At 28.7% G+C, this 26,352-nt stretch carries 27 protein-coding genes, 1 pseudogene and 1 riboswitch; of the genes and pseudogenes, 17 read left to right on the top strand and 11 right to left on the bottom strand.

What is annotated here, in order from left to right; genetic code table 11:
- From HW275_RS12235 to HW275_RS12225, 3 genes and pseudogenes are all read left to right on the top strand, one after another.
- Positions 1-298: pseudogene (locus tag HW275_RS12235) on the top strand (hypothetical protein); the annotation flags it as partial.
- Between the two features lie 209 nt (positions 299-507).
- Positions 508-2,673, top strand: a complete 2,166-nt coding sequence (locus HW275_RS12230; RefSeq protein WP_178936816.1) for a transcriptional regulator — start codon at positions 508-510, stop codon at positions 2,671-2,673.
- Positions 2,674-2,696: 23 nt separating this feature from the next.
- A complete protein-coding gene (locus HW275_RS12225; RefSeq protein ID WP_178936815.1) occupies positions 2,697-3,581 on the top strand; it encodes a hypothetical protein in 885 nt (294 codons plus the stop codon).
- A gap of 133 nt (positions 3,582-3,714) precedes the next feature.
- Here HW275_RS12225 and HW275_RS12220 read toward each other — a convergent pair whose 3' ends face one another.
- Positions 3,715-4,227 carry a hypothetical protein gene (locus HW275_RS12220; RefSeq protein WP_178936814.1) on the bottom strand — a complete coding sequence of 171 codons (513 nt, stop codon included), beginning with the start codon at positions 4,225-4,227 and terminating at the stop codon, positions 3,715-3,717.
- A gap of 283 nt (positions 4,228-4,510) precedes the next feature.
- Here HW275_RS12220 and HW275_RS12215 point away from each other — a divergent pair, with 283 nt between their 5' ends.
- Both HW275_RS12215 and HW275_RS12210 read left to right on the top strand, forming a co-directional pair.
- Positions 4,511-4,708 (top strand): cold-shock protein, encoded by a 198-nt coding sequence (locus HW275_RS12215; protein ID WP_015769847.1) that lies wholly within the window; start codon positions 4,511-4,513, stop codon positions 4,706-4,708.
- Between the two features lie 211 nt (positions 4,709-4,919).
- Complete coding sequence (locus HW275_RS12210) at positions 4,920-5,777, top strand: histidinol-phosphatase HisJ family protein (protein WP_178936813.1); 858 nt, start codon at positions 4,920-4,922, stop codon at positions 5,775-5,777.
- A 58-nt stretch (positions 5,778-5,835) separates the two neighbouring features.
- On the opposite strand, the gene HW275_RS12205 is transcribed toward HW275_RS12210, so the two are convergent.
- Positions 5,836-6,588 carry a lipopolysaccharide biosynthesis protein gene (locus HW275_RS12205; protein ID WP_178936812.1) on the bottom strand — a complete coding sequence of 251 codons (753 nt, stop codon included), beginning with the start codon at positions 6,586-6,588 and terminating at the stop codon, positions 5,836-5,838.
- Positions 6,589-7,131: 543 nt separating this feature from the next.
- On the opposite strand from HW275_RS12205, the gene HW275_RS12200 reads away from it, so the two are divergent.
- The 3 genes from HW275_RS12200 (at position 7,132) to rlmD (ending at position 10,747) form a co-directional block, all read left to right on the top strand.
- Complete coding sequence (locus tag HW275_RS12200; RefSeq protein ID WP_178936811.1) at positions 7,132-8,067, top strand: M48 family metallopeptidase; 936 nt, start codon at positions 7,132-7,134, stop codon at positions 8,065-8,067.
- 70 nt (positions 8,068-8,137) lie between these two features.
- Positions 8,138-9,286 carry a pyridoxal phosphate-dependent aminotransferase gene (locus HW275_RS12195; protein ID WP_178936810.1) on the top strand — a complete coding sequence of 383 codons (1,149 nt, stop codon included), beginning with the start codon at positions 8,138-8,140 and terminating at the stop codon, positions 9,284-9,286.
- Between the two features lie 30 nt (positions 9,287-9,316).
- Positions 9,317-10,747 (top strand): 23S rRNA (uracil(1939)-C(5))-methyltransferase RlmD, encoded by a 1,431-nt coding sequence (gene rlmD, locus HW275_RS12190; RefSeq protein ID WP_178936809.1) that lies wholly within the window; start codon positions 9,317-9,319, stop codon positions 10,745-10,747.
- A 483-nt stretch (positions 10,748-11,230) separates the two neighbouring features.
- On the opposite strand, the gene HW275_RS12185 is transcribed toward rlmD, so the two are convergent.
- From HW275_RS12185 to HW275_RS12155, 7 genes are read right to left on the bottom strand one after another with little or no spacing between them, the layout of a single operon-like run.
- A complete protein-coding gene (locus HW275_RS12185; RefSeq protein WP_178936808.1) occupies positions 11,231-11,851 on the bottom strand; it encodes an AAA family ATPase in 621 nt (206 codons plus the stop codon).
- A gap of 9 nt (positions 11,852-11,860) precedes the next feature.
- Positions 11,861-12,721 (bottom strand): class II fructose-bisphosphate aldolase, encoded by an 861-nt coding sequence (locus HW275_RS12180; protein ID WP_178936837.1) that lies wholly within the window; start codon positions 12,719-12,721, stop codon positions 11,861-11,863.
- A gap of 53 nt (positions 12,722-12,774) precedes the next feature.
- Positions 12,775-13,143 (bottom strand): hypothetical protein, encoded by a 369-nt coding sequence (locus HW275_RS12175; RefSeq protein ID WP_178936807.1) that lies wholly within the window; start codon positions 13,141-13,143, stop codon positions 12,775-12,777.
- Between the two features lie 17 nt (positions 13,144-13,160).
- On the bottom strand, positions 13,161-14,450 hold the full coding sequence (locus HW275_RS12170; protein WP_178936806.1) for a PTS sugar transporter subunit IIC: 1,290 nt from the start codon (positions 14,448-14,450) through the stop codon (positions 13,161-13,163).
- Between the two features lie 19 nt (positions 14,451-14,469).
- Positions 14,470-14,775 carry a PTS sugar transporter subunit IIB gene (locus tag HW275_RS12165; RefSeq protein ID WP_178936805.1) on the bottom strand — a complete coding sequence of 102 codons (306 nt, stop codon included), beginning with the start codon at positions 14,773-14,775 and terminating at the stop codon, positions 14,470-14,472.
- 34 nt (positions 14,776-14,809) lie between these two features.
- Positions 14,810-15,241, bottom strand: a complete 432-nt coding sequence (locus HW275_RS12160) for a PTS sugar transporter subunit IIA (protein WP_178936804.1) — start codon at positions 15,239-15,241, stop codon at positions 14,810-14,812.
- Positions 15,235-17,292 carry a PTS sugar transporter subunit IIA gene (locus HW275_RS12155; RefSeq protein ID WP_178936803.1) on the bottom strand — a complete coding sequence of 686 codons (2,058 nt, stop codon included), beginning with the start codon at positions 17,290-17,292 and terminating at the stop codon, positions 15,235-15,237. The genes HW275_RS12160 and HW275_RS12155 overlap by 7 nt, the downstream gene beginning before the upstream one ends.
- Positions 17,293-17,468: 176 nt before the next feature.
- Between HW275_RS12155 and HW275_RS12150 the strand changes: the two genes are divergently transcribed.
- The 3 genes from HW275_RS12150 (at position 17,469) to rpsI (ending at position 19,379) form a co-directional block, all read left to right on the top strand.
- On the top strand, positions 17,469-18,230 hold the full coding sequence (locus tag HW275_RS12150; protein ID WP_178936802.1) for a nucleotidyltransferase domain-containing protein: 762 nt from the start codon (positions 17,469-17,471) through the stop codon (positions 18,228-18,230).
- A 302-nt stretch (positions 18,231-18,532) separates the two neighbouring features.
- Positions 18,533-18,967: a 50S ribosomal protein L13 gene (gene rplM / locus HW275_RS12145; protein ID WP_015769248.1), complete on the top strand. Its 435-nt coding sequence runs from the start codon at positions 18,533-18,535 to the stop codon at positions 18,965-18,967.
- 13 nt (positions 18,968-18,980) lie between these two features.
- Positions 18,981-19,379 carry a 30S ribosomal protein S9 gene (gene rpsI / locus HW275_RS12140; protein ID WP_146998829.1) on the top strand — a complete coding sequence of 133 codons (399 nt, stop codon included), beginning with the start codon at positions 18,981-18,983 and terminating at the stop codon, positions 19,377-19,379.
- Positions 19,380-19,642: 263 nt separating this feature from the next.
- On the opposite strand, the gene HW275_RS12135 is transcribed toward rpsI, so the two are convergent.
- A complete protein-coding gene (locus HW275_RS12135) occupies positions 19,643-20,404 on the bottom strand; it encodes a hypothetical protein (protein WP_178936801.1) in 762 nt (253 codons plus the stop codon).
- A 483-nt stretch (positions 20,405-20,887) separates the two neighbouring features.
- Here HW275_RS12135 and HW275_RS12130 point away from each other — a divergent pair, with 483 nt between their 5' ends.
- The 5 genes from HW275_RS12130 (at position 20,888) to HW275_RS12110 (ending at position 24,754) form a co-directional block, all read left to right on the top strand.
- Positions 20,888-21,523, top strand: coding sequence for an EexN family lipoprotein (locus HW275_RS12130; protein WP_178936800.1), 636 nt, complete (start codon positions 20,888-20,890; stop codon positions 21,521-21,523).
- Positions 21,524-21,546: 23 nt separating this feature from the next.
- A riboswitch (TPP riboswitch) is annotated at positions 21,547-21,637 on the top strand.
- A gap of 269 nt (positions 21,638-21,906) precedes the next feature.
- Positions 21,907-22,218: a thiamine-binding protein gene (locus HW275_RS12125; protein ID WP_178936799.1), complete on the top strand. Its 312-nt coding sequence runs from the start codon at positions 21,907-21,909 to the stop codon at positions 22,216-22,218.
- Complete coding sequence (locus HW275_RS12120; RefSeq protein ID WP_178936798.1) at positions 22,190-22,945, top strand: ABC transporter permease; 756 nt, start codon at positions 22,190-22,192, stop codon at positions 22,943-22,945. Before HW275_RS12125 ends, HW275_RS12120 begins: the two co-directional genes overlap by 29 nt.
- 48 nt (positions 22,946-22,993) lie before the next feature.
- Complete coding sequence (locus HW275_RS12115; protein WP_178936797.1) at positions 22,994-23,968, top strand: ABC transporter substrate-binding protein; 975 nt, start codon at positions 22,994-22,996, stop codon at positions 23,966-23,968.
- A gap of 27 nt (positions 23,969-23,995) precedes the next feature.
- On the top strand, positions 23,996-24,754 hold the full coding sequence (locus HW275_RS12110) for an ABC transporter ATP-binding protein (protein ID WP_178936796.1): 759 nt from the start codon (positions 23,996-23,998) through the stop codon (positions 24,752-24,754).
- A gap of 102 nt (positions 24,755-24,856) precedes the next feature.
- Here the strand turns inward: HW275_RS12110 and HW275_RS12105 are convergent, their stop codons facing one another.
- The gene (locus HW275_RS12105; RefSeq protein WP_178936795.1) at positions 24,857-25,432 is read right to left on the bottom strand and encodes a histidine phosphatase family protein; all 576 of its coding nucleotides are present in this window, start codon (positions 25,430-25,432) and stop codon (positions 24,857-24,859) included.
- Positions 25,433-25,704: 272 nt separating this feature from the next.
- Here HW275_RS12105 and HW275_RS12100 point away from each other — a divergent pair, with 272 nt between their 5' ends.
- Positions 25,705-26,325, top strand: a complete 621-nt coding sequence (locus HW275_RS12100; protein ID WP_178936794.1) for an EndoU domain-containing protein — start codon at positions 25,705-25,707, stop codon at positions 26,323-26,325.
- The last annotated feature ends 27 nt before the right edge of the window (positions 26,326-26,352 follow it).

Below are 26,352 nucleotides of genomic sequence, written 5' to 3'. Positions count from 1 at the left end.
TCCATATAAAAATAGTAGAATAAGTTCAGAAACTATGTATAAAAATGGTGAAGTTGAAGGGAAATGGGCGGATTATAATAAGGATGGCTCAATAAGGGATCAGGGAGAAGTAATTAATGGAAATGGCAAATTTAGAACATATTTTGAGAATGGAAAATTGCATTCTGAAACAATTTATAAGAATGGGAAAAGAAAATATGTTGAATATTATGAAAACGGGGAAATAAAGGGCTCTTTGACATTTCATGAAAATGGGGATATAAGTGGTGAAGGAGAAAATGTTTATTATACAGAATAAAATTTAAAGATAGAATTGAAAATAATGATATTGACAAAATCTTAATTATAGTGTATCATTATATTAGTTAAAATAAAATTAAAAATAATAAAGAAGGGGGAAAATAAAGTTATTTGAAATATTGTATAAAAGTAGTTTAAACGGATTGCAAAAAGTTGATAGCTAGTAATTAATTTTTATATGATGCTAAGAATAATTTTAAAAGGAAAATGGGGAATAAAAATGTTATAAATCAGACTAATCGAACGATTTTATTTGAGGAAATTAATCCAGAGAAAATGGATATCTTGACGCTTATTAATGATGCGAGGGATATGGATTCGCTGGATGATGAGAATGTTATTGAGATTAACAGGCATCTTTTGGTTGGAAGCTTTGAGGAGTTTCTGGAAAAATTTGATCCAAAGGTGTACAGTTATTTTGATGCAGAGAGTCAGAGTATTAAGTATATTTTGAAAAAGCCGGAGGGAGTGCCTGAGGATCTTGTGACAGAAATTAAGATTAATAATGGGAATACGTTTTTTAAGATGCTTAGTACTTTGATTGAGGCTAGAAAGTCACAAAGGAACAGGAATGTGGATTTTAAGTTTGAAAATATTTTGGAGTTAATTTCACCGAAAAAGGTTATCGAGGATATTAAGCAGACGAGAAAAGAGATTGCCTATATTTATCAGAAATATGAAGAACTGGATGATGAGAATCCTAAAAAACTGGAATTAGGGGATAAACTTAACTCGAAATTTGAGGAGGCTTCAGAAAATTACAGCAATGTGCTTGGAATGTTGCCACTTGCGATTGAAGATATAAAAACTCGGCTTTTAATTGGAAATGATACAAATAATTTTAAATCAGAGAAAATAAAGCTGGGAATGCTGCAAGTAGGAGAAAAAGGGGAACTTGAAGTAATTGAGTATAAGCAGGAAAATCAAACTTCACTTGCAATGATTGAAGAGAAAAATACGACGGCTCTAGTTGAGGCTTTTAGAGATGACTATGAAAATGTGACAGATGAGCCGAATAAATATATTAGCGATTTGGTTGTCAGAACATTTGTACCGCTTGCAAAGACATTTGTGGATGTTGATCCTGAGCAGGAAGTTGAAAATTATAACAATTATTTGGCGTTTTATAAATCGGCACAGGAGGATTTTATAAAAATTGCGAAACCTCTGATTGAGAAAATATTGGGTGTGAAAATGTTTTTTGAGCAATATGATGTGAGAATGGGGCTTATGAAACCAATGCTTTTGATTACAAATGTAAAACCTGAAATGATTGTAAAGGCTGGAAATAAGGATAAATTGAGAGCATTTTTGAACACAACTAATGAAAAGAACGATTTTGACAATACAGTATGGTTTGGCATTTATCCAAATGTTGATTTGGAGATGAAAAAATCTGAGAAAAAAGTTCGTGAAAGATTTATGGGGAGCAAAAAAGATGAGAAAACTGAGAAAAATACAGTTGAAGTTTTGACAAATTTAATGACTGTGTTGGCAGAATATAGAGTTCAAGTATTTTTTAATTTTGAAGGAAAGCCTGAAACTTCGTTTGACAATCTAGCTACAATGGGTGTGGATAAATATATTGAAAAGACCCAAATGTTGGAAAATCAAAAATATTCTGAATATTTAATACCAGTAATTCCTAATTTTACTATAATTCCAAAGGATAAATCAGGTGTTATGCTGGACTATAAAATGAAATTTGAAGAAGAAACAGGGGTATCACTTTCAAAAGAACAGGAAGATTTGTTAAAATTCTGGATAGAAGGAGTGTATGTTGATGCGGCTTATGTGGCAGCTGGGATAATTGGTGCCACACAATGTCCAAATTATCTAAAGGAAAGGTTTGCAAACGTATCACCGCAATATCCAGGAGTACGTTTTGACATTGAGGAAAAAGATAATTCTTATCATACAAAAACAACAATGTCTAAGGAAATATCAGGATTTACAAATACAATAAAAGATAGAATAAATCAGTTTAACTATGGATTTGTATTTTCATCAGATAATGCGAATATGGCACGTGAAAAAATACGGAATATAGTTGTATATAAGGCAAGAACTTTGCTAAAAAATCTGGATGGGGGCTATGAACCGCTTTACAAGACACTTACAACGACATATATCGAAAGAACATTAAGATTTACAACGACAGACTTTAAGGAAGATAAGTTAAATATGTTTTTCAGTACAAATCCTGAAAGTCAGAAATCAGTCTGGTTAAAAGATACAAAATTTGTAAATGGAATAATGCAAAAAGGGGATGATTTATCCCATATAATTGATGTGGATAATGGAATTTGCCAGTTAAATATAACTTTTGCTGGGAACTTGAAAAATTTACAAGTTGAAATTAATAAAAATTAGTAAGATAAAAAAATGGGGGAAAGATGATTGAGAATAAATATCCGATATTTGGGCATGGGCAGGTGATAAGTAAAGAGGCACTTGATTTGTTGAGGGATAATCCGGCAGAATTGACAGAATTATTGTATTTGGATAGAAAAGATGGAATAATTTCAGGATTTAATCTTGTTGCAGATACAGAAAATAAGCAAGTGACAGTAACAAAAGGAATTGTGAAATGTAGCGGAAAAATTTTCTGGATGAATGAAGACTATAAATTTGATATGCCTGAAATTGAGAATAGATATATTTTAAAATTAAAACTGTTTTCAGATTTTGAAGAAAGAAAATTTTATGTTAGAAGTGCTGATTTTTCGCTAGAAATTTTGAATAATGGAAAAAATATTGAAATAAAGAGTGAAGATAAATTTACTAAAAATGAGTTTAATTTAGGTAATCAATTAGAAGTGAATGTTGATAATATCGAAAATATCAGAAGGAAAAAAATTGGAGAAATTGAAATAACACGATTTATTACAAGAGTTGGAGCGGAGCTTAGAAATGACTACAATAGTTTTAGAGATTTAAGGCGTGATTTTAACTTGCTGGAACTGATAAATGCAAAATATTCTTCAAGACATGAATTAGGCACACTTCATCCTAAAATTTTGGAACTGTTTGGAAAAGAGGCTTCCAAAAAGGCAAATTTAGATATTTATGATGTTAATTTTTATGTGAATTGCTTAAATGGAAATGTGGAAAGAGATATTATAATTGCCTATATTAATTTAAAATTACAGATGGAATGTGAGAATTATAATAATGAGGAACTTTATCAGCATTTAATTAAAATTTTGGATAATTTAGGGAAAGATAGAGAAATTGTTCAGAAAAAAAGAGTTATTCCAAGAAAAATCACTATTGAATAAAAAATGGATTTATTAGTTTTTTTTATGGGATTCAGTATTAAATATGAATACCATTATAAAAAAACTCAGGCAGCTATAAAAAATATATAATTTAACTGCTTGAGTGTATTTTTAGGAATTAATCTTGATGGGATTAGTCAACTGTAAATATGAATTGATTTCCAGCATATAAACCTAATTTATTTTTATTCAGTTTAAATGTATAGGTACCATCTGTCAGGCTGTCATTTTTTTCATTAAAAGTGAGGTTTTTAGTATCTGTCTGCATTCCATTTTCAGATTCGCCTTTGTAAGTTATTTTGTATTGGTTGTTTTCCTTAGAAAATACTAAAATTCTATCTTCCATTGGAATTTCCTTGCCAATAAGCTTGTCTACATGCTGTAAAGTTTTGCTAGTTTTTATTTCCTCAGGCTTTACTTGAGAAAGAGGTTGATTGTTGGCATTTTCGTTAATGGTTTCAGAGGATTCTACAACTGGCTGTGCTTCCTGCGGGTTATCTTGAGAATTGTTAGTTGCAGTGTCGGCACTTTGCTGTTCAATTTGAATTTCATCCTGATCTTCATTTTGGGCTTCATCTTTTTTTCCACAGCTCATTATTGCTAATATTGCAAATGCGCTGACTAACATTTGTTTTTTTAAATTCATAAATTACCACGTCCTTTTCAGTTTATTCTTAATATATATTTTATATTGTTTTTGGATAAATTACAAGGGCTGTAACGATAAATGTTTGTTAAAAATTAGGCTTGACAAATCTTTTATAATATTTTCTTGAAAAAAGTTAAAATTTTGAAAAAAAGGACTATTCTTTTTTGAAAAAGTGTGGTATAATAATTTCAGATAACCAAAAGCAAGTAACATGTAACAAAAAATATATATTTGTAACAGTAACAGTTGTTTGAGGTGTAAAATTTTAGGAGGTAATACTTTGTTAGGTAAAGTAAAATGGTTTAACGACAAAAAAGGATTTGGATTTATTTCAGGAGAAGATGGGAATGATTATTTCTTACATTTCTCAAAAATCAATAAAGAAGGATTCAAAACAGTTAACGAAGGTGAAGAAGTAAGCTTTGATGTAGAAGAAGGACCAAAAGGACCTCAAGCAACAAATGTAATTTCTCAATAATCGATTAATTAATTTTTTGTTTAAAGAAAGGCTGTTTCAAAATGATGAATTTTGGAATGGCTTTTTCCTTTATATATGATTTTTATTTATAAAATATAGAAATTTATTTTAAAATTGAACTTAAAACTTATAATTATTTCATTTCAATTTTGATTTTTTTAAAGCAGTTAAAAATTAAAAAAATTTACTATGTAGAAGGTGAGGAGATATTATGCTGGTGGATTATCACATGCATTTTGAATATGGGAGTTATGATGAGGATTATGTAAATCCGTTTTTTGCAAAGGCAAAGGAAATGGGACTTTCGGAAATAGGGATAACGGAGCATACCCATGGATTTAAGGAATTTAAGGATTTGTATTATGATGAGCTTATTTTGAATGACAGCGAAACTGGGAATTTCCAGAAAAAATGGCTTGAGCAGAAAACAAAATTTGTGCATACATTGGATGAATACAGAGATTTTATAGATAAATTGAAATCAAAGGGGTATCCAGTAAAATTTGGAATTGAAGTGTGTAATTTTAAGAATCAGGAGAAAGTTAAGGAAATATTGTCTAAATATGATTTTGACTATCTAATTGTTTCGATTCATTTTATTAAGGGCTGGGGATTTGATTTCAGTGCTTTGAAGCATAAATTTACTGATGGAGATTTGGTGCAGATTTGGAAAGATTATGCAAAAGAGATTGAGGATGTTGCAAATACTGGAATGTATGACATTCTGGGGCATCCGTTTAACTTGAGATTATTTAAAAATATTCCAGAAAAAGAAGATGTTGACAGCTTGCTTGAAAGTACGGCTAGATGTTTGAAAAAAAATAACATGGTTGTGGATATAAACACAGGGACGTTTTATCGTTATCCAATCAAAGAAATTACTCCGTACAGAGATTTTATGGAGTATGTGAAAAAATATGATATTCCTGTGATTTTGTCAAGTGACTCACATTATTCTGAACATGTTGGAATGAAGATAAAGGAAGCTGGCGAATATGCAAAGGAATTTGGAATTACTGAAATGGTAACTTTTGATAAGAGAAAGAGAAAAATGGTTGAGATAGGTTAAAAATAAAAAATAGGGATTACCTCAGAATGCGAGATAATCCCTTTAATTTTATTATTGACTAATTTTTTCTTTTTTTAATGTCTTCCCAGTCTAATGTAGTAGAAAATTCTTTCATAAAAGCAATCAAAATTCCTAAAAATAGTCCTAAAAACAGAGAACCAGCTATAACAAGCTTTTTATTCAATGCAGGTTTTGTTATGGAATTTACATATTTAACAACTGGATTTGAGTCATTTCTTAATAGACGGTAATATGCCAATCTTGAAACTAACGTATCTGTTAATGAGTCTTTTGTAGTTCGTATGTCAATATTTTGTGTTAAAAAGCTGTATTGCTGCTCCAATAATTTTATTTGTGTATCCAAAAAGTTATTTTTTCTTTCAAGCAGATAGCCTTGTGCAAGTGCTGGGTACTCTTTTGCAAAATTTTCCCCTTCAGTTTTGTTATTTGTAGTGAATTTTACTTTTACTGTCGGATCATTATTTTCAGACTGTGCTGTCAATCTTGTTGTCATTTCCTTAAAGAACTTATCCTCTGGCAAATTTACATTTCTCAAAGTTTTTGAATTTTTTTTCAAGTAAGAGTAAAAGTCAAAAGAATTTAATGAAGACTGTGAATTTTCTCCAATTTCAGTAAGGACTTTATCATTTCCATAAAGGGTAATGTCTGATTTAAAGGATTTGTTTACAAAGACAAAAACTGTGGAAAGTATCACGACTATTATTGTAGTTAAAGCGATTAACAGTTTATTTTTATAAATAATCTTGATTATCAAGTTGGCGTCAATTATTTGTTGATTTTTATTATCCATTTTATTTCCTTTCAAATTAAAGTTTTATATATCAATTTTATCAAAAAAAGTGTAAAATGACAATGGGGAATTTAAAAAAATTTAATTGAAAATGATTTTTTTTATATATTATAATAAAATAAAAAATCATATTAAGAATTGGGGGACTAAAAATGATTTATACAATAGAAATACCAGCAGAAATGCAAAAAGAGTTTAGCAAGATTGCTTCTGAAAATGGGAAAAGTGAAAATGAATTTATTCTTGAACTGATAAGGGAGTAAATTGAAGACTATGAAGATGCGATTGCATTGGATAAAGTTATTGAGGAAAGTACAGGGGATTTTGTGGATTTTGATGATTTTGTAAAAGAGTTAGGGCTTGAAAATGAAATATAAAGTAAAATTGAGCAAAGTGTACAGATAAAAAATTAAAGGTTATCTTGCAAAATAGGGTAGCCTTTTTTATTGGAAATAGCAGAGTAAAAAATGGAAACATAAATGAAAATATGTTATAATTTAAAAAATCATAAAAATAATTTTTTTATTTGGAAAGGGAATATTGATGAAAAAGGCATTAATAATTTTATCTATAGTTTTAAGTTTTAATTCATTCTCAGATGTTGTAGTAATTACTGAAGATAAAGAAGTGGGAAATTATTTTAAACAGAAGGTTAATGATGTTAAAGTGATAAATATTCAAAGTGAAAAAGATGCAAAAAATGAAATAAATCAAGATGCAATAAAAGAAGTGATTGAGTTATCTAAAAAAGAATTTAATGAAATAAGTAAAATAAAAATAAATGAAAAATCAAAAAATATTTTTTTGGAAAGTATAAAATATTTTTATAGAGATAAAGAAAAAATGAGAGATTTGCTCTTGAAGTCTGTAAAAGAAGATAAAAATAATTATTTGGCATATTTTTATTTAGGTTATTATGAACAGTATTTAAACAATAATCCAAAACAAGCTGTAAAATATTACGAACAAGTAATAAAAATTAATCCTGAATATCCGATGGCATATAATAATTTGTCAGATTCCTATGAAGAAATCGGAAATAGAAATGAAGTTGAGAAAATTAGAAAAAAGCTAACTTCATTATTTCCAGATTTTCCTGAAACATATTATCAGGCAGGAATGAAATATCGAAAAGAAAAAAATTTTTTAAAGTCAACAGAAAGTTTTGAAATTGCTATAGAAAAATATAAAAATTTATCAAATACTAAATTTTATACATATCTAGGTTCAGATTTAAGAGAAGAGTATATAATGGATGCAGAATTATACATTATAACTAATTATTTGAATACTAAAAATTTTTTAAAAGCGTTAGATTATTTTTCAACTGTTTATCCAAGTATGAAACAAAAGAAATATGCAAAACTTTCATATATAATAGAGGCTTTAGAAAGTTATAATGAAAGAGTGATAAAATCTAAAAATATTAATGAGTATAAGCAAAATTTGAAAAAAATACAAAAATTTAATTTACAGTAAATTTATTATATTACAAAGAAAGAAATATTAAAAATTTAATAATAAAAATTAAGAAAAGGAAGGTATTAAAATGTATATAAATCCAATTATTGAAGGAATTGAGATTTCTGATATTAGGAAAATTCATGAAAGACTGGTAAACTATAAAAATGTGATAAATATGACGATTGGGGAGCCTGATATTGATGTTCCGCAGGAAGTGAAGGAAGCTGTGGCTTATCATGCTTTAAATAGCAGAATAAAATATTCTCCTGTGGGAGGGATGCCTGAATTAAGAGAAAAGATTGCCAAATATTATAACGAAAATTTTTTTGGAAACTATAACGCTCAAAATGTTTTGGTGACAGTTGGTTCTACAGAAGGGCTTGCTTCGGTTTTGAAAACTATTTTAGCAAAAGATGACGAAGTGATTATTCCAACACCTGCATATGTGGGATATGAGCCATTAATTACGATTTCTGAGGCGAAAACTAAATTTGTTGACTTGGAAGAAAATGGTTTTGTGTTGACGAAAGAGATTTTGGAAAGGAATATTACTGCTAAGACTAAATTGATAATTTTGACATATCCGAATAATCCATCTGGAATTACGCTTGCAGAAGAAGAAATGGTTAAAATTGTGAAATTTTTGAAAGAAAAAAATATTTATTTGATAAGTGATGAAATTTATGCAGCGATTACTTTTGAAAAATTTACTTCCTTTGCGAAATTTTCTAATGAATTGAAGGAGCAGCTTATTATAATTAATGGATTTTCAAAATCACATTCAATGACAGGCTACAGACTTGGGTATATTATTGCCGATGAAAAATTACAGAATCAAGTGAAGAAAGTTAGCCAGTACAATGTAACAAGTGCATCAACATTGTCACAATATGGAGCGATTGTAGCCCTTGATAAATGTTCTGATACAACAAAAATTTCTGAAATTTATAAAAAAAGAGTGGAATATTTTGTAAATGGATTGGAAAAATTAGGTTTTGAATGTCTGAAACCTAAAGGGGCGTTTTATGTTTTTGCAACTTATAAGAATATTGAGAAGTTTAAAAATGTGAAATCGTTTGATTTTGTTCTTGATTTACTGGAAAAAACGGAACTTGCGATTGTTCCTGGAATTACATTTCAAGTGGAGGGGTATGTAAGATTTTCGATTGTGCATGATATTCAAGTATTGGAAGAAGCGATTGCGAGATTGGGAAAATATATAAAAGAGAAGTAGAAATGATAATTTAGAAAATTGGAGAAATTAATGGAAAAAACAGAAAAGAAAAGTTTGAAAAAAGGGGATTTGATACAGCTAAAAATTGTGAATCTTGATACAAAAGGTAGAGCTTACGGATTTTTTGATGAAAATAAAATTTATGTGAATATTAATGCGGCAGAAAATCAAGTTGTTGAGGGAATTTTTGTAAAAAGACGGAGAAAGTATGAACTGATACATTGCAAAATTATTGACTTTGCTGGGAGACAAAATGCGATTTATGATGACATTGAAAGGCAAAATGGAGGCTGTAACTACCAGTATTACACGTATGATGAGCAACTTGAAATGAAAGCAGGACATATAAAAAAAGAATTAGACAGAATTATTAAGTATGATTATATTTTTGAAGAGCCTGTTAGAAGTGTAAAGCCTGATAAATATAGAAACAAGATGGAATTTAGCTTTGGAAATGCTACAAAAGGAGGGCCTATAATTTTAGGGCTTCATAAGCAGAACAGCTTTCACGACATTGTAGAAGTTGATGGGCTGAAATTAATGGATGATAATTTTAATAAAATTTATGTTTTTTGTAATGAATTTTGTAAAAAGACAGGTTTTGATTTTTATCACAGGCTAGATCGTATAGGTTTTTTTAGAAATCTTGTGATTAGAAAAGCGGAATTTACAAAGCAGATTTTGGTAAATATTGTAACAACGACGCAAATTAGCGAGATAGAAAAGGAAAAATTTCAAAAGAAATTTAAGGAAGGATTGTTAGCCTTAAATTTGGATGATGGTTTTAAAATTACGGGAATTTTACACACATTTAATGATAATTTCTCGGATATGGTTATTTCCGAAAGTGAAACGATTTTGTATGGAGAACGTGATTTGACAGAGGAAATTTTTGGATTAAAATTTAAAATCAGTCCATACAGCTTTTTCCAGACAAATTCCCAGACAGTCGAAAAATTATACGGAAAAGTCTTAACATATCTTGAAGAAATTGAAAATATTAAAATTGATGAAGCAATAGTTTTTGATTTATTTAGTGGTACTGGTACAATTGGGCAAATTGTTTCAAAAAAGGCAAAGCAGGTTTATGGAATCGAGTTAGTGCCAGAGGCGGTAGAAAAAGCCAATGAAAATGCAAAATTAAACAACATTCGGAACGCATATTTTATCGCAGGAGATGTCTTTGCAAAATTAGATGAATTTGACAATGACGGAATCAAGCCAGATATTTTAATTTTGGATCCTCCACGAGCTGGAGTAGGCGAAAAAACTATCACAAAACTGGTAAAATATAATACTAAAAATATAATTTATGTGTCTTGTAATCCAAAAACTTTGATGACAGATTTGATGAAGTTTGGGGAATTTGGGTATAGGCTGGCTAGGTGTTCGGTGGTGGATATGTTCCCGATAACCCAGCATTTGGAGGTTGTTTGTTTGCTCAAGAAATTTGGAATTTAATTTTGATTTAAAAAGGAGATTTTTATTTAGATTTATGGTGGAATGTTTATTAGATTTATGATTCAAAAAAATATCGACTTATTAACAAATATTAACTTAATAAATCGATATTTTTTATTTTATGCTATTTCCCATTTAAATAGCGAATGTTTAATAACAGTTTTTACTATTTTTATTATGTTTTTTTTTTTTTTTTTGCAGGATTGCTCATTGCCGCAAATCCTTATTTTGCAATAAAAGGTTACCCTGATAATTAAAATTACGGCGCAAGATTGTTACGCAATACCTATGGCTAAACTACGACTTTTATTTGCCCAACTCCGAAACTCCTCCTTCCAGTCGTTAGACAGTCGTAGTTGAAAATAAAAGCTCCGTCGACCTATTAAAACTAAAAAATAATATTTTAATTATTTGGAAATACTAGGTTTTTATCCTTTGTTGAAAAAGTTTATAATAAATCCGTTATTTAAACGAGGTTTAGTATTAATTAAGATTTTCAATATAATTTATGATTTTCTCAATGAATTTATCATATTTTGTATCATTATATGTTGTAACATCATGTTCAAATAATTTACCAATTACAAATTTATCATATCCTCTTTCAGAACAACGTTTGGAAAATTCTTCATAAGTTAGAAGTAGCCCATTTTCTTCTGTGCGTTGTTCCTGTTTTTGCCCTTTATGATATGATGTTGTTAAATGTCCCAAATGTCTATTTAATGACATATCACGTTTTCTTTGTCTTTCAAATAAAATATTTATATCTGCTAGCAATCTAACTGTTAAAACATTGTAATTGTATTTTTCTGATAATTTTTTTATTTTAGAATACTGCTTTATACTAAATGGATAATCTGAAATAATATTTTTCTTATTTTTCATATTCATTTCCATTAATTCAAAATATTGTTCCCACATTTGTAAAATTAATTTTTCTTTTTCATCATTATTGTTAAATCCATATTTGTCATATATTTCTTCTTTTAAGTCATCGGGTGAAATATAATTTAAATTTTTTATTTTATTTATTAGAATATTTGATAAATAGGTTTTACCAGTTCCAGGAAATCCTGAAACGAGTATAAGAATTTTTTTACTCATGATAACCACCTATATTCTAATTGGTTGATTCTTATTCATAAATATTTCAATTTTATGTTTGACAATATTTTTTACAGTTTCATTACAGGGCATAATATTATTTCTTAAGGAATTGTCTAAAGCAGTTTCTCCAAATTTTTCTTTTGCAGTTTTTGTCCATCCCACCAGTAATTCTGTTCCAACATTAAATTTTCTGATACCGTTATTGATTAATTCAGGAATATCTTCTTCTTTTACTCCTGTTCCACCATGAATAACTAATGGGACATCAACAACGTTATTTATTTCTTTTAATAAATCTAATCTTACATTTGTTTTAGATTTATATTGTCCATGATTAGTTCCAATGGCAACTGCAAGAGCATCTACGCCTGTTTGTTTTATAAATTCTACTGCATCTTCAGGTTTTGTGTACATATATTTTTCAGAATCTATTGAATGCCCATCTTCAGTACCTCCTATTATTCCAAGTTCTCCTTCGACAGATACTCCTCGTGCATGAGCATATTCAACTACAGTAGCTGTTTTCATAATATTTTCTTTAAAAGGTAAAGATGAACCATCAAACATCACAGAAGAATAACCGTTATCAATAGCTTCTTTTATATCGTCAAAATTTTTAGCATGATCCAAATGAAGTGTTACATCCACCAGTTCTGTTTCTGCCAAAAGTTTACATACTTCAACTAATACTTTATAACCTATGTATTTAGCTGTACTTACACTTGTTTGAATGATAATGGGAGCACCTTTTTCTTTTGCAGCTCTTATCATTTCAGGTAACATTTCTAAATTATGAGTGTTAAAGGCTCCTACTGTGTAATTAAGTTCTTTAGCTTTTTGTGTTACTTCTTTTAAATTTATATACATTTTTTCCTCCATTCATTAATATTTTCCTCTAGTAATATCTTTGGACAGTTGCATCATTTCATCAATTTTTTTAACCAATGTTGAAGCATTTCATCATTACCATTTTTAGCTGCTTCCGCCCTTTTCATATTATAAAGGTTTAATAAAGTTTTATATCCTTCTCCAAGATTTTTATGATAATTTAAACTTTTTTCTAAATTTTCTATAGAATCATCTATTTTATTTATTTTTTTTAATAAAAATGCTTTTTCTTGATATATTTTAGATAAATCCTCATCATCAAGATTACCTTGATTCAATTGAATTTCTAAATTTTCTAACCCTTTTTTTATTGTATTATCATTAATTATAATATTTTCTTTTTCCGTTTTTGTATTCTTAAAATCTTTTTTTAAATTTTTTTTCTTAAAAAAATTGAACATAACAACTCACCTTTTTATTAAAATACTTTCAATATAGGGCCTATTATCCATGCGTATAACAGAGCGGCTGTTACAGTATCGACATCCGTTGCGGTTGCATTTATAAATCCCATTTTATTGAATACTGTTACTAGCAGTGCAGGAAGTAAAGTTATGAAAAATCCATGAGCTATTCCACCTATTATTGCACCCCTTCTTCCACCTGTTGTATTTCCAAAGATTCCTGCTGTTCCTCCTGCAAAGAAATTAGTCAACATTCCTGGTAATATCATTGCTAGTCCAAATGTTGGTAAAACAAACATTGCTATAATTGAACCTATTGTTGTTGTTATAAATCCTAAAATAACTGCATTTGGGCTATATGGGAATAAAACTGGACAATCTAATGCTGGAACTGCATCTGGAACTAATTTCATAGCAATTCCTCTAAATGCTGGAACAATTTCTCCAAGTAATAATCTTACTCCTGATAATAAAACATAAACACCTACAACAAATTGAATCGATTGTAAAAAGGCAAACATAACATAATTTGTCCCGCCAGATAATTCAGAAGCGAATTTTTCTCCTGCAAATAATACTGTTATTATATAAAGAGGAACCATTACAACCATTACTGATAAATAGGTATCTTGTAAAAATTCAAAATGTGTCGGCAGTTTAATATCTTCTATAGATTTTTTATTTTCTCCTTTTTCACCAAATATATAAGCAACACCTGCTTCAAATAAATATCCTATTGTACAGAAATGTCCTAATGCAATATCTTTCATGCCAGTAATTTTAACTACAATTGGTTGTGCTATTGCAGGCATAGCTACGGCAAAAATTCCTCCTACTAATCCGCCTAAAATTATTAAGAATAATCCTTTAAGTCCAGCTGCATAACCGAAAACAGTTGTCATTGTAGCCATCCATAAAATAGCCTGTCCTGTTAGAAATATATATTTCCATTTTGTAAATCGTGCAATCAGTATATTAAAAATAAATATTGCTAAAAATGTTAATGCTATATCTCTACCTAATCCCAGCTCATTCATAGCTTGTCCATTAATTGCTTCAATAGAAGGTATTATTCCTTGCATATGAAAACCTTCTGTAAAAATTTTTCCAAAATAATTTAAACTTCCTACTATTATCCCTGAACCTGCTGCTAACACTTGAAATCCTAATAATGTTTTTAGTGTTCCTGAAATTATTTGTCCTACACTTTTTTTCTGCAATATCAAACCTAACATAGCTATTAGAGAAATTGTTATCGCTGCTTGTGTCAAAATATTACTTATTATAAAATTAATAAATCCCATAAGACTCATCTCCTATTTGTTAAATAATTTGTTTTTCTTTTAATACGGGTGTTAATTTATTTTCAATTTCTTCTTTTGATATTATATTTTTTAAATATATTATTTTTGTTTTTTCAGAATCTATTGAAAATTTTTTGAACTGTGTTTCAAAATTACTAGCAGTAATTATAATATCTGCATTACTTGAACTTGCAGAAGATATATCACTATGATCTAAATTTGCAGTAACCCCTAATTTGTTTAATACATCTTCAGCTGCCATTTGACATGCAAAACTACTACCTAATCCTGCACCACATACGAATAAAATTTTTAATTTAGCCATAATACATTCCTCCTCAATTTTATATATTTTATTTTTAATATTTTTTTATAATTTCTCTTATTTCTTTATAATCTTGTGAAATTATAAGTTTTTCAATACTTTCGTCATCCTGAAACAATTCAACTAACTTCATAAGTATTTCCATATGACTATCAGCATCCTTAGTTGCCAGCACAAATACCAGCTGTACTTTAGAATCGCCATAATATACTGGATTATTGAGTTTTAAAAGGCTCACTCCAGTTCCCAATGTACCATCTTCGGGCCTTGCATGCGGCATTGCCAGGTTTTCCCTTAAAATGACGTAAAAACCTAGTTTTTCAATGCTTTCTATCATAGCTGTTATATAATTTTCCGTTATTATATTTTTTTGTAGCAGAGGTTTTCCTGCGATTTTGATACTTTCTTTCCAGTCAATTACGGAATCTATTATTTGAATGTTGCCATCAAGTATTTTTTCTAACATATGAGTTCCTTTCTGAAGTATTCTTCTAATTCTTCATATTTAGTTATTTTTGAGATTTTTTCAATAAAGTTATATTTTGTAATTAATTCAAATAAGTCGTTTAAAATGCCTAGATGCTTTGTCTTGTTGGCAGTTGCAAAACTTAAAAATATATTTGCGCCTTTTCCATTTGGAAATAGAACTTTTTCTTTTACAACTAATAATGAAATCCCCGTTTTTAATACATTTTCTGAAATTGGTGCGTGCGGAATTGCAATCCCTTCTTCAATAATGATATAAGCGCCGTGCTTTTCAATCATTTTTATCATTTCATTTATATAGTCATGTCGTATAATTTCATTTTCTTCAAGTATATTTCCTGCCTTAGTTATCGCTTCTCTCCAATCTTTAACTTTATTTATAAACTGAAAATTGTTTTTGTTAAGCATTTTTTTTAAAATAATTCCAACTTCTAATAAATCATCATTAATTTTGTTTTCAAATTTGTTTTTTAGTTCATTCACAAGTTTACTTTTATCTATTATAGTTGTATTATTTTTTATTATTTCCATCAGCTGTTTTAGTGAAATTTTTGTTATATTTTTTCGTATTCCGTATTTTGATAAAAGAATAAAATCTTCCTCTTTAAGCAATGGATTTATTTTTACAACAGGAATATCGTAGTTTTCTTCCAAGTCAATAGTAGACAAGATTAAATCAATATTTTTATAATTAGGCATTGAAGTTTTAATCAGATAGTATGGCAAAACATCCACAATATCCAAGTCATAATTTTCCTTGAGGCTCTGCTCAAGCACCTTTGAACTGCCATAACCCAGTCCACAAATTAAAATTACTTTTTTAGTTTTTTCAGAAGTGTTTCTTTCGATAGAAGCCTTTATATGAAAGCCCATAAGAGCAATTTCATCTTCTGGAAACTTTACTTCAAAAAGTCCTTCAATTTCCTTTATAGCTTTATTTACTACATCCAAAATAGGATCTTTTTCTAAAATTAATTCCTGAAAAATCGAATTTTTAATTTGAATATTATTTTTTATTCTATACATAGCAGGCTTTATATGGTATAAAAGTCCGTTATATAGTATTTCATCACGTGTCAAGTCAGTTTTTACAATTTTGCTCACTTTGGAAATCATTTTTTTTATAATCAGTTCCTCGTTTATCCAGTCTTCAAACGAATTATTTTTTAAACTGTTTATATTTATCCCCATTATTAAATCTGTTATTTCAATCAATATCTCAGTCTTTATTTCATTTTTATTCAAAATGTTTTTTAAAATTTTTTCAATTTTTTTGTATTCTTCCGTATTAATTAAAAATTTCTTTGCAGTCAAATCATTGCTGTTTTCATAAATTTTCTCGAAATTTAATAAAATTAACACATAAGAAAATATTTTATTATAGCTTTCCTCATTTATATTTAAAAACATCACTTTTTCAATTTCTACAATAAATTTTTTTGTATTTTCAATATTTTTTTGTTTGATATATTTGAAGAAATAACGATAAACCTGTGCCTTTACTACTTTTGAAGAATTTTTATCATTAAGGGAGTCAAATATTTTCTCCAAAAGTTCAATTTTTTTTATGAGAATGTCCCGAAAGTTACCATTAAGGCGATAACCATTAGCATTTTTATAAACTAGCTCAATTTTCTGCATTTTAAATTTTTTTGACATTAATTTCAAATCTTTTTTTATTGTCGTTCTGGAAATTTCAAGCTCCTCACATATTTTCGTAATATTAAGCCCTTTTTCATCAAAAAATAATATTAGTTTTAAAATACTTATCCTATCTTCCATAGATAATTTATGAATTTTTTCCAAAATCTCAAATAAATTTTTAAAATCCTGATTAGTGTCAAGAGAAATGCTATTTTTAGCCTTTTTAGTAATTTTGTAGTCAAGTAACCGCAAAATGCTGTCGATGTTATTAATATAATATCTGGCCGCCCTGTCTGAAACTCCATATTTCTCAGATATTAATTTAAAATTATATTTTTCCCCTTTAATAAGGTTATTTAATATTTCAGTTTCCCTATAGTTTAACATAATATTCACCTTTCTATAATAAGGATACCTCTATAAATTAAAATAATCAATTTACATTACACTTCAAATATATTTGAAAAAATGTTACCCTCTGTTTTTTTATTTAGAATTTTATTTTTTGTGGTATAATTTAAATATATTTAACAACTAATCTTAATATTTTGAGGAGAGATTGAATGAATAAAATTATTGAGCAGAAACTGAAAGAAATTGAAGAAAAGGAAAATATAAAAATTATTCTTGCTGTGGAATCTGGAAGTCGTGCTTGGGGATTTGCTTCGCCAGATAGCGATTATGATGTGAGATTTATTTATGTAAGGGAAACTAAGGAATATTTGAAACTTAATGAAATTCGGGATGTAATAGAATGGCAGCTTGATGAAACACTGGACATTAGCGGCTGGGATATAAGAAAAACATTAAAATTATTGTATAAAACAAATCCAACTTTATTTGAATGGTGTAATTCTCCAATTGTGTATAAAAAAACAGAAGAATTTGAAGAATTAAAAAATTTATTACCGCAATATTTTTCTCCTAAAAAAAGTTTGTACCATTACTTGAATATGGCAAAAACAACCTATCGTGAACATTTAATAGGAGATAAAGTAAGAACAAAAAAATATTTTTATGCCTTACGTTCTTTATTTGCTGCAAAATGGATAATTGACAAAAATATTTGTCCGCCAATGGAATTTTCAAAACTTTTAGACGAGGAATTAAAAAATGAGGAAAATATAAAAGTAGAAGTAGAAATAGAAAAATTATTAGGAAAGAAGATAAAAATGCCAGAAATGGATTATTCAGAAAAAGTGGAAATTCTTAATGAATATATTGAAAAGAACTTTGAAATAGTAGAAGAAGCGATTAGTAAAATAAATGATAAAAAACATACTTGGGAGGAATTAAATGAGTATTTCTATAAAATTTTGAAATAATAGAAAAATATAGATTAATACTAAACCCTATTTAAATAACGAATTTATTACAAACTTTTCTAATAAAGGATATAAACCTAATGTTTTCAAATAATTTAAGATATAATTCTTATTTTTAAACGGGATTTAGTATAAATTGTAAGAAATATTTATAAAAATAGAAAAATTTTAAGGATAGATGAAAATATCAAGGAAATTCACTTGACAAGTAAAAGGAAATAATATATAATTAACTAATATGAGCCTTTCCCACAAAGGACCGTTATTCTATAAAATAGAGAATAAAAACAGGAGGAAACAAAGTGAGTAAATACACTGTAATGCAAAAAAAAGAAGAAGTTGTAAGAAACTGGTATGAGATAGACGCAGAAGGAAAAGTGCTTGGAAAACTAGCTACTGAAATCGCAGTTAGATTAATGGGTAAACATAAGCCAAGCTACACACCGCACGTTGACGGAGGAGATTTTGTTATCGTATTAAACGCTGATAAAATTGCTGTAACGGGGAATAAATTATTAGACAAGAAATATTACAGACATAGTGGATATCCAGGTGGATTGAAAGTAAGAAATTTAGAAGAAATGTTACAAAAACAACCTACTGAAGTAATCAGAAAAGCTGTAGAAAGAATGTTGCCTAAGAACAAATTAGGAAGCCAAATGATTAACAGATTGAGATTATTCACAGGAACAGAACATACGCATACAGCGCAAAAACCAGAAAGAATAGAGTTATAGGAGGTAAATTTTCGTGGCAGAAAAAATTCAATATTTAGGAACTGGAAGAAGAAAAACTTCAGTAGCAAGAGTAAGATTAGTACCAGGTGAAACTGGAGTAACAATAAATGGAAAAGATATGAGAGAATATTTTGGTGGAAGAGAAATCTTGGCTAAAATAGTAGAACAACCATTAGAATTGACAGATACTTTAAACAAATACGGAGTAAAAGTTAATGTAATCGGTGGAGGAAACACAGGGCAAGCAGGAGCAATCAGACACGGTGTTTCAAGAGCTTTATTAGTAGCTGACGCTGAATTAAGAGGAGCTTTAAAAGAAGCAGGATTCTTAACAAGAGATTCAAGAATGGTTGAAAGAAAAAAATACGGGAAAAAGAAAGCAAGAAGAAGCCCACAATTTTCAAAAAGATAGGAAAAAATATAATAAAAGATATTTTATATGCCCTTGGAAACACTGGTTTTCAGGGGTTTTTATTTTGGAAAAAGTATGGAAAAGTATAGAAATGTATGCCTACAATATACACACAATATACAGGCAATATACAAAATATATAATAAAACTAAATTTAAAAGTTTACTCAAACCCCATTAGTATTTAATTTAACAGTTTAATATTAAAGGAGTTTGAGTTTACTTGACAATAATCATTTTTTCTATTATTTTTATTTTAACAAACTATTGTGGTAATTTCAGTTGACTTTTGTGTATAAAACCGTATCCAACTTTATCTGATCCTCCTTCAAAATATACGATATATTTCCAATCTCCAAAATCCTGTGTTATTGCTGCATAATAATCATTTGGAACTTTTTCTATTACATCATATTGTTTAGAAGGACCTTTTCTTATATTCGTATAACCTTCTTTTGAATATATTATATATGGATTATAATCATCAAAATCTATTCTGCTGCTATTTTCATATTCACTTGTTATTCCTGGTATTTTAACTGTTGTAGATGAAACTTTTTCATGTTTTACTATTTCTGCATAGTAAAAAGATATACCACAGCAGTTTCCATATAATTTTACAGGTTTCAAAGTGAGTTTTACAGGTTGAGCAACATATCCCCAGTCATTCTTTTTCATTTTACTTTCAATATCAGGAGATATTTCCTTTCCTATATTAAGTATTCTGTTATACATTCCTTTTCCATTAACTTCTCCATATATATCTCCAGGCCATACAATAAGAACATGATTCATAAATTTTCCTTTATCTTCAGGAGTAAATTCCAAAAATATATTAAAACCTCCCGTTCCGCTGTCACCTTCTTCAGGAATAGGAAAAACTGTATATTTGTCGAACTTTCCATGTCTATTCCATACAAAACGCAGCATTCCCCTAGCTTCTGTAGTAATATTATCTCCATAATTATTTTTTCCAAATGAAACACATGTAATCATAAGCATTATTATAAGCAATATTTTTTTCATATTAAACTACCTCCTTTCTTCATTTATTTCTATAAATTTTCAACTTTTAATTTAATTTTTATTATAAATTATACCTTATATTTTATAAAAATCTAGATTTTTCTTGACTAAAAAATCAATTTTTAGAAAATAATAATTAAAAATTTTTGATTTTGAAATACAATATTTTTATATTATTTATGCGGGAAATTAAGAAAAAGAAATATGTTTTGAAAAAACAGGTAATTTAATTACCTGTTCTTTGTAAACTAAAAGTATTGATTTGTCGATATCATAATTTTATTCCTTATCTTCCTTTACAAGTTAATCATATCATATAGATATTAAAGAAAAATGAGAACTTTTAAATTTATCTTTCAAATATTAAAATTAATTATTTTTATAAAAATTAAGAAAATAATTATTTACCATTGTTGAAATAAAGTTTTGAAAATTTTAAAAAATAAGGTATAATTGATTAAATAAATCAAATTGGAGGAAATAATGAAAAAGATGAAATTTTTGGTGGTTGTCATGATTTCTGCAGTAATTTTTACAGCATGCGGAAATAAATACAGCGTTGATAATCTTAAAAAAAATGACAAGCTGTTGAAGGAAACAATTTTGAAATGTAAGGAAAAACATGATGAAAAGATTTGTAAAAATGTTGAGCAGGCACAGAATGAGTTGGCATTAGAGGCTTGGAATAAGGTAAAACCTGAAATTAAGGCAAGACTTGATAAGGTTTCAAAAGCGATGGAAGCTGGAGATTTTATGGCAGGAATGAGTGAAGTTCCAGAAAAATATTTGAAGTACCAAGCTGACAAATCTTCAATGACAGTGGAGCAATTAAAGGAAATGACAAAGAAAGTATTTGACAATTTAACAAAAGGAATGAAAGTTACAAAAAATAACTATGATATTGAAAATGCAAAAGCCGGAAGAACTGAAACAGGAAGAAATTATGCTATTATTCCTACAACGATTGTAATGGAAGTTAATGGAAAATCAGTGGAAACAAAAGGTAAATCAATGGCATTTGAAGATGAAAATAAATGGTACATTATTAATTTTGATAAAGATTTTATATTTTTCATCAAAGGTGTGTATCCTGATTTAGCAGAAGTAAAAGCAGATTAGGCAAAATTTTAGACAATTTAATAGAAAAAATACTGGGGAGCGATTTTGCTGAGAATTAAACCCATATAACCTGATACAGGTAATACTGTCGGAGGGAGTATTTTATATAAAATAAAAAATAATTTGAAATAATGGTAAAATAATTTTAAAGTTATTTTTGTTTATTTTTTTAAATTATAAAAAAATTTATAGAAATATAGAATCTCCTTGTGATAAGGGGATTTTTTATTTGAAAAAATTTTTGAAATTTAGAATACTTGAAAATTTATAAAAAAATTTAATTAGAAAATATCCTAAAAGTAAAATTTTTTAAAGTTATGAAATTTAAAATGTTGAAAAAATTTATTATAAAAAAATAAAATTAAAGAAAGGAATGATAAATTATGGGAAAAAAAGAAATTAATGCGAGTATTGCAATTCAGTTATTGCCAAATGTTGTGGGAAATGAGGAAATTGTAAGAGTTGTTGATGAAGTTATTGAATTTATTAAAAGCAAAGGGTTAAAAATGAATGTTGCTCCATTTGAAACGACGATAGAAGGGGATTTTGACGAGCTTATGGAAATTGTTAAGGAATGTCAAGTTGTGGCTGTGAAGGCGGGGGCTGAGGGTGTAATGTCGTATGTAAAAATAAATTATAAACCGAAAGGAGATATTTTAAAGATTGATGAAAAAATTTCAAAATATAACAGATAAAATTGCACCAAGTATTATTATTGCTATATTGCTGATGATTTGGCAAATTTTGTCAATGGTAAATATTATTCCAAAATTTATGCTGCCGTCGCCATTTGAAGTTGTAAAAGCGTTTATTTATGATTTTCCACTGCTTATGGAGCATACAAAAATTACTCTGCTTGAAGCATTTTTGGGGCTTGGGCTGGGAATAATTCTTGGATTTTCCGTGGCAGTTGTTATGGATAGGTTTGAATATGCGTATAAAATGATTTATCCTGTTTTGGTGATTACGCAGACAATTCCGACGGTTGCTATTGCGCCTCTTTTGGTACTTTGGCTGGGATATGGAATATTGCCCAAGATTACGCTTATTGTGATGACTTCGTTTTTTCCGATAACTATTGGGCTTCTGGATGGATTTCGTTCAGCTGATAAGGATATGTTAAATTTGTTAAAAACGATGGGAGCAACGCCATTTCAGAACTTTATTCATGTTAAATTGCCAGGCTCATTAGGATATTTTTTTGCAGGGCTTAGAATTTCAGTTTCATATTCTATTATTGGAGCGGTTGTGGCTGAATGGCTTGGTGGATTTAGCGGACTTGGAGTTTATATGACAAGAGTGAGAAAATCGTATTCATTTGATAAGATGTTTGCGGTAATTTTTCTTATTTCTGCAATAAGCCTGCTGCTTATGTATCTTGTAAAAAAAATACAGAAATGGTGCATGGTTTGGGAAAAGTAAATTTTTAAATAAAAAAATTCAAAATAAAAGTGAAGAGAGGTATAAAAAATGAAAAAAATTTCAAAAATTTTAATTTTATGTTTAATCTTGGTTTTGGCTGTTTCGTGTGGAAAATCTAAAAATAATCAGAAAATAAAAATCGTACTGGACTGGGTACCAAACACTAATCATACAGGACTTTATGTGGCAAAAGACCTAGGGTATTTCAAGGAGGAAGGACTGGATGTGGAAATTGTGCAGCCGCCTGAAGGGAGTACAACGGCACTTATTGGAGCCGGAGGAGCAGAATTTGGAATAAGTTTTCAGGATACATTGGCAAAATCATTTGCAAAGAAGAATCCTGTACCAGTGACGGCTGTTGCAGCAATTCTTCAGCATAACACATCTGGAATTATTTCGTTAAAGGAAAAAGGCATTGATTCGCCAAAAAAACTGGAAGGTAAAAAATATGCCACTTGGGAAGACAATATTGAGCAGGCTATTTTGAAAAAATTAGTAACAGATGATAAAGGTGATTTTTCTAAAGTAAAATTAATTCCTTATACTATAACAGATGTTGTAACTGGCTTAAAGACTGATGTTGATGCTGTCTGGGTTTATTATGCGTGGGATGGAATTGCTACAGAAAGGGCAGGGCTTCAGACAAATTTTCTAAAAATTCGTGACTATGGAGAAGAACTTGACTATTACAGCCCTGTAATTATCGCAAATAATGACTTTCTGAAAAAAAATCCTGAAATTGCAAAAAAAGTTTTGAAGGCAATAAAAAAAGGGTATGAATACGCAATGAAAAATCCAGAGGAATCAGCAAAAATTTTGGTAAAAAATTCTCCAGAACTTGATATAAATCTTGTAACAGCTAGCCAAAATTGGATTTCTAAAGAATATCAGTCTGATGCAAAGGAATGGGGAATAATTGATGCAAGACGTTGGAACAGATTTTATGAATGGCTTTACAAAAATAAAGCTGTAGAGCGTGAAATACCAAAGAATTTTGGATATAGTAACGAGTATCTGAAATAGAAAATTTATTAAAAGGAGAAATATTAAGTGAAGAAAAACAAAAAGCTTGAAATAAAAGATATTTCCATTTCTTTTGAAAATAAAAAAGTTTTGGAAAATGTTTCGATTGATTTGTATGAAAATGAGCTGGTTTGTATTCTAGGAGTGAGTGGTGCTGGGAAAACAACGTTGTTTAACATTATTGCAGGACTTTTAAAACCTGATTGTGGAAATGTGAAAATGAATGGAGAAGATATAACTGGAAAATCTGGAAAAATAAGCTACATGTTGCAAAAGGACTTGCTTTTACCTCATAAAAAAATTATTGACAATGTAGCACTTCCGCTTGTAATAAGAGGTGAAAATAAAAATAAGGCACGGGAAATTGCAAAGCCGTATTTTAAAGATTTTGGATTGGAAGGTACAGAAAATTTGTATCCAAGTAAACTATCAGGTGGAATGAAACAAAGGGCGGCATTGCTTAGAACATATTTATTTTCCAGTGAAGTTGCTCTTCTTGACGAGCCTTTCAGTGCATTGGACGCAATTACAAAGCATAAAATTCATAGCTGGTATCTGAACATAATGAACAAAATTAAGATGTCAACTTTGTTTATCACCCATGATATTGATGAGGCGATACTGCTTTCTGACAGAATTTATATTTTGGCAGGCAGTCCAGGTAAAATTGTCGCTGAAATAAAAATTGACTTGAAAAAGATTGACAATAAAGAATACAATAATGAAGAGATTACGATGTCAGAAGAATTTATTGAATATAAGAGGGAAATCTTGAAATATTTGTAAGTAAGATGGAAAAGAGATTTAAAAAGTTGGAAATAAAAAAGCCTTGAAATAAGATTTTTACAAAATTATGTAGAGTAAAAGTTTATTTAAGGCATTTTTTAGTTATATTTCTTTTGAAAAATCGTGTTTAATAAGTTCAATGAATGTAAATTTACCATCTTCATACTCATATTTGAAAATAGCACAGTTTGGAACGCTTTTAAGTGGCGGATTGTTGCTCCATTTTTCAAAAAATACACGGCATACCATTCCGTGACTTACAGCCAGAACAGAATCACAATTATCTTTTTCCATAATTTGAGTTAAAGTTTCATTCACTCTTTTTGCCACATCTTCCCAGTTTTCTCCTCCAAATTTTCGGAAAAAATTCTTATATTCATTTGGAAACAAATCTTCACTTTCACTTTCAAACAATCCAAAATTCCATTCTTTTAGCCCTTTCAGTTTTTCAGATTTTACTTCGTTTCCAGTTACAATTTCAAGCGTGTCGCTAGCTCTTTCCTGAGTAGAGGAGTAAGCCGCATCAAAAGTAATTCCGTTATCTTTAAAATATTTTCCAGCTACTTTAGCTTGTTTAATTCCCTCATCAGTTAATGGAGAATCACAGCTTCCTTGAATTTTTTTCCGCAAATTAAATAAAGTCTGTCCATGTCGCATTAAATATAAAGTTTTTTTCATAATTAACTCATTCCTTTCTATTTTTTGTAAATATTTTATTTTAGCTACTGTTTATTTTTAGTATTATTATACCACATTTTTTTGTAAGTATTAGAGTTTCTAAAAATTTAATAATGTTGATTTTAGGATATAAGTTTGGTATAATATGCTCAAATCCATTTAAAACTAAGTTAGATATGTCTAAAGTTAAAGTAAAATAGTTGTAACTTTTGAGTTTAATTCTAAAGGGAAATTGGTACTAAAATATGTATAAAAAGGAGGAAATTTAGAAAATGAATAAAAATAAAATCGCAAAAATATTACTATTATTTGTTATCATCCTATTTGGATTAGGAAAACTGTATTTAAGCAGAAATAATAATATAAATGCAAAGGAAAATTCTTCAAAGGAATTTGTTACGCAAAATAAGAGAAATAGCAAAAAGAATGCTATTAAACAGAAAAATATAGAAAATAAAAATGGAAAACGTACTCGAAATACTTCAAATCAAGGAAATAGAAAATATCAAATTGATTATGATCATGTAATTGGTGGAGATGAAAATTCACAAGGGAAAGTTACCGGTGGACATTCACTTTTGCGTGGAGATGTAAGAATTGTGAAAAAAATTGGAAATTCAGCTAAAAATGGAGTGTATAGAGCAAGTATTGAAGTGAAGAAAAAAGATGGAACTTGGCAGGCAAAAACTTCTAATGGTGGAGTAAATACGATGTTTCCAGAAAACTGGGATGAAGCCAGAATTATTGACGAGATAAACTCAGCTTGGGAAAATAGGAAAGACGTGAAAGGCAGAGATAACAATATGTGGCAAGGAATCAGCAAAAGCGGAGTTTTAATCCGTGGTTACAAAAGCCCAAGAATAACAGCCTATCCAGTTTATGAAAATCGTTAGAAACTGAAATTTTTAGAAAGGAGATCA

The organism is Leptotrichia sp. oral taxon 223, assembly GCF_013394795.1.
Lineage (GTDB): Bacteria > Fusobacteriota > Fusobacteriia > Fusobacteriales > Leptotrichiaceae > Leptotrichia.
Note: the sequence above shows the minus strand (reverse complement) of the source record. Positions and strands in the feature narration are given on the sequence as shown.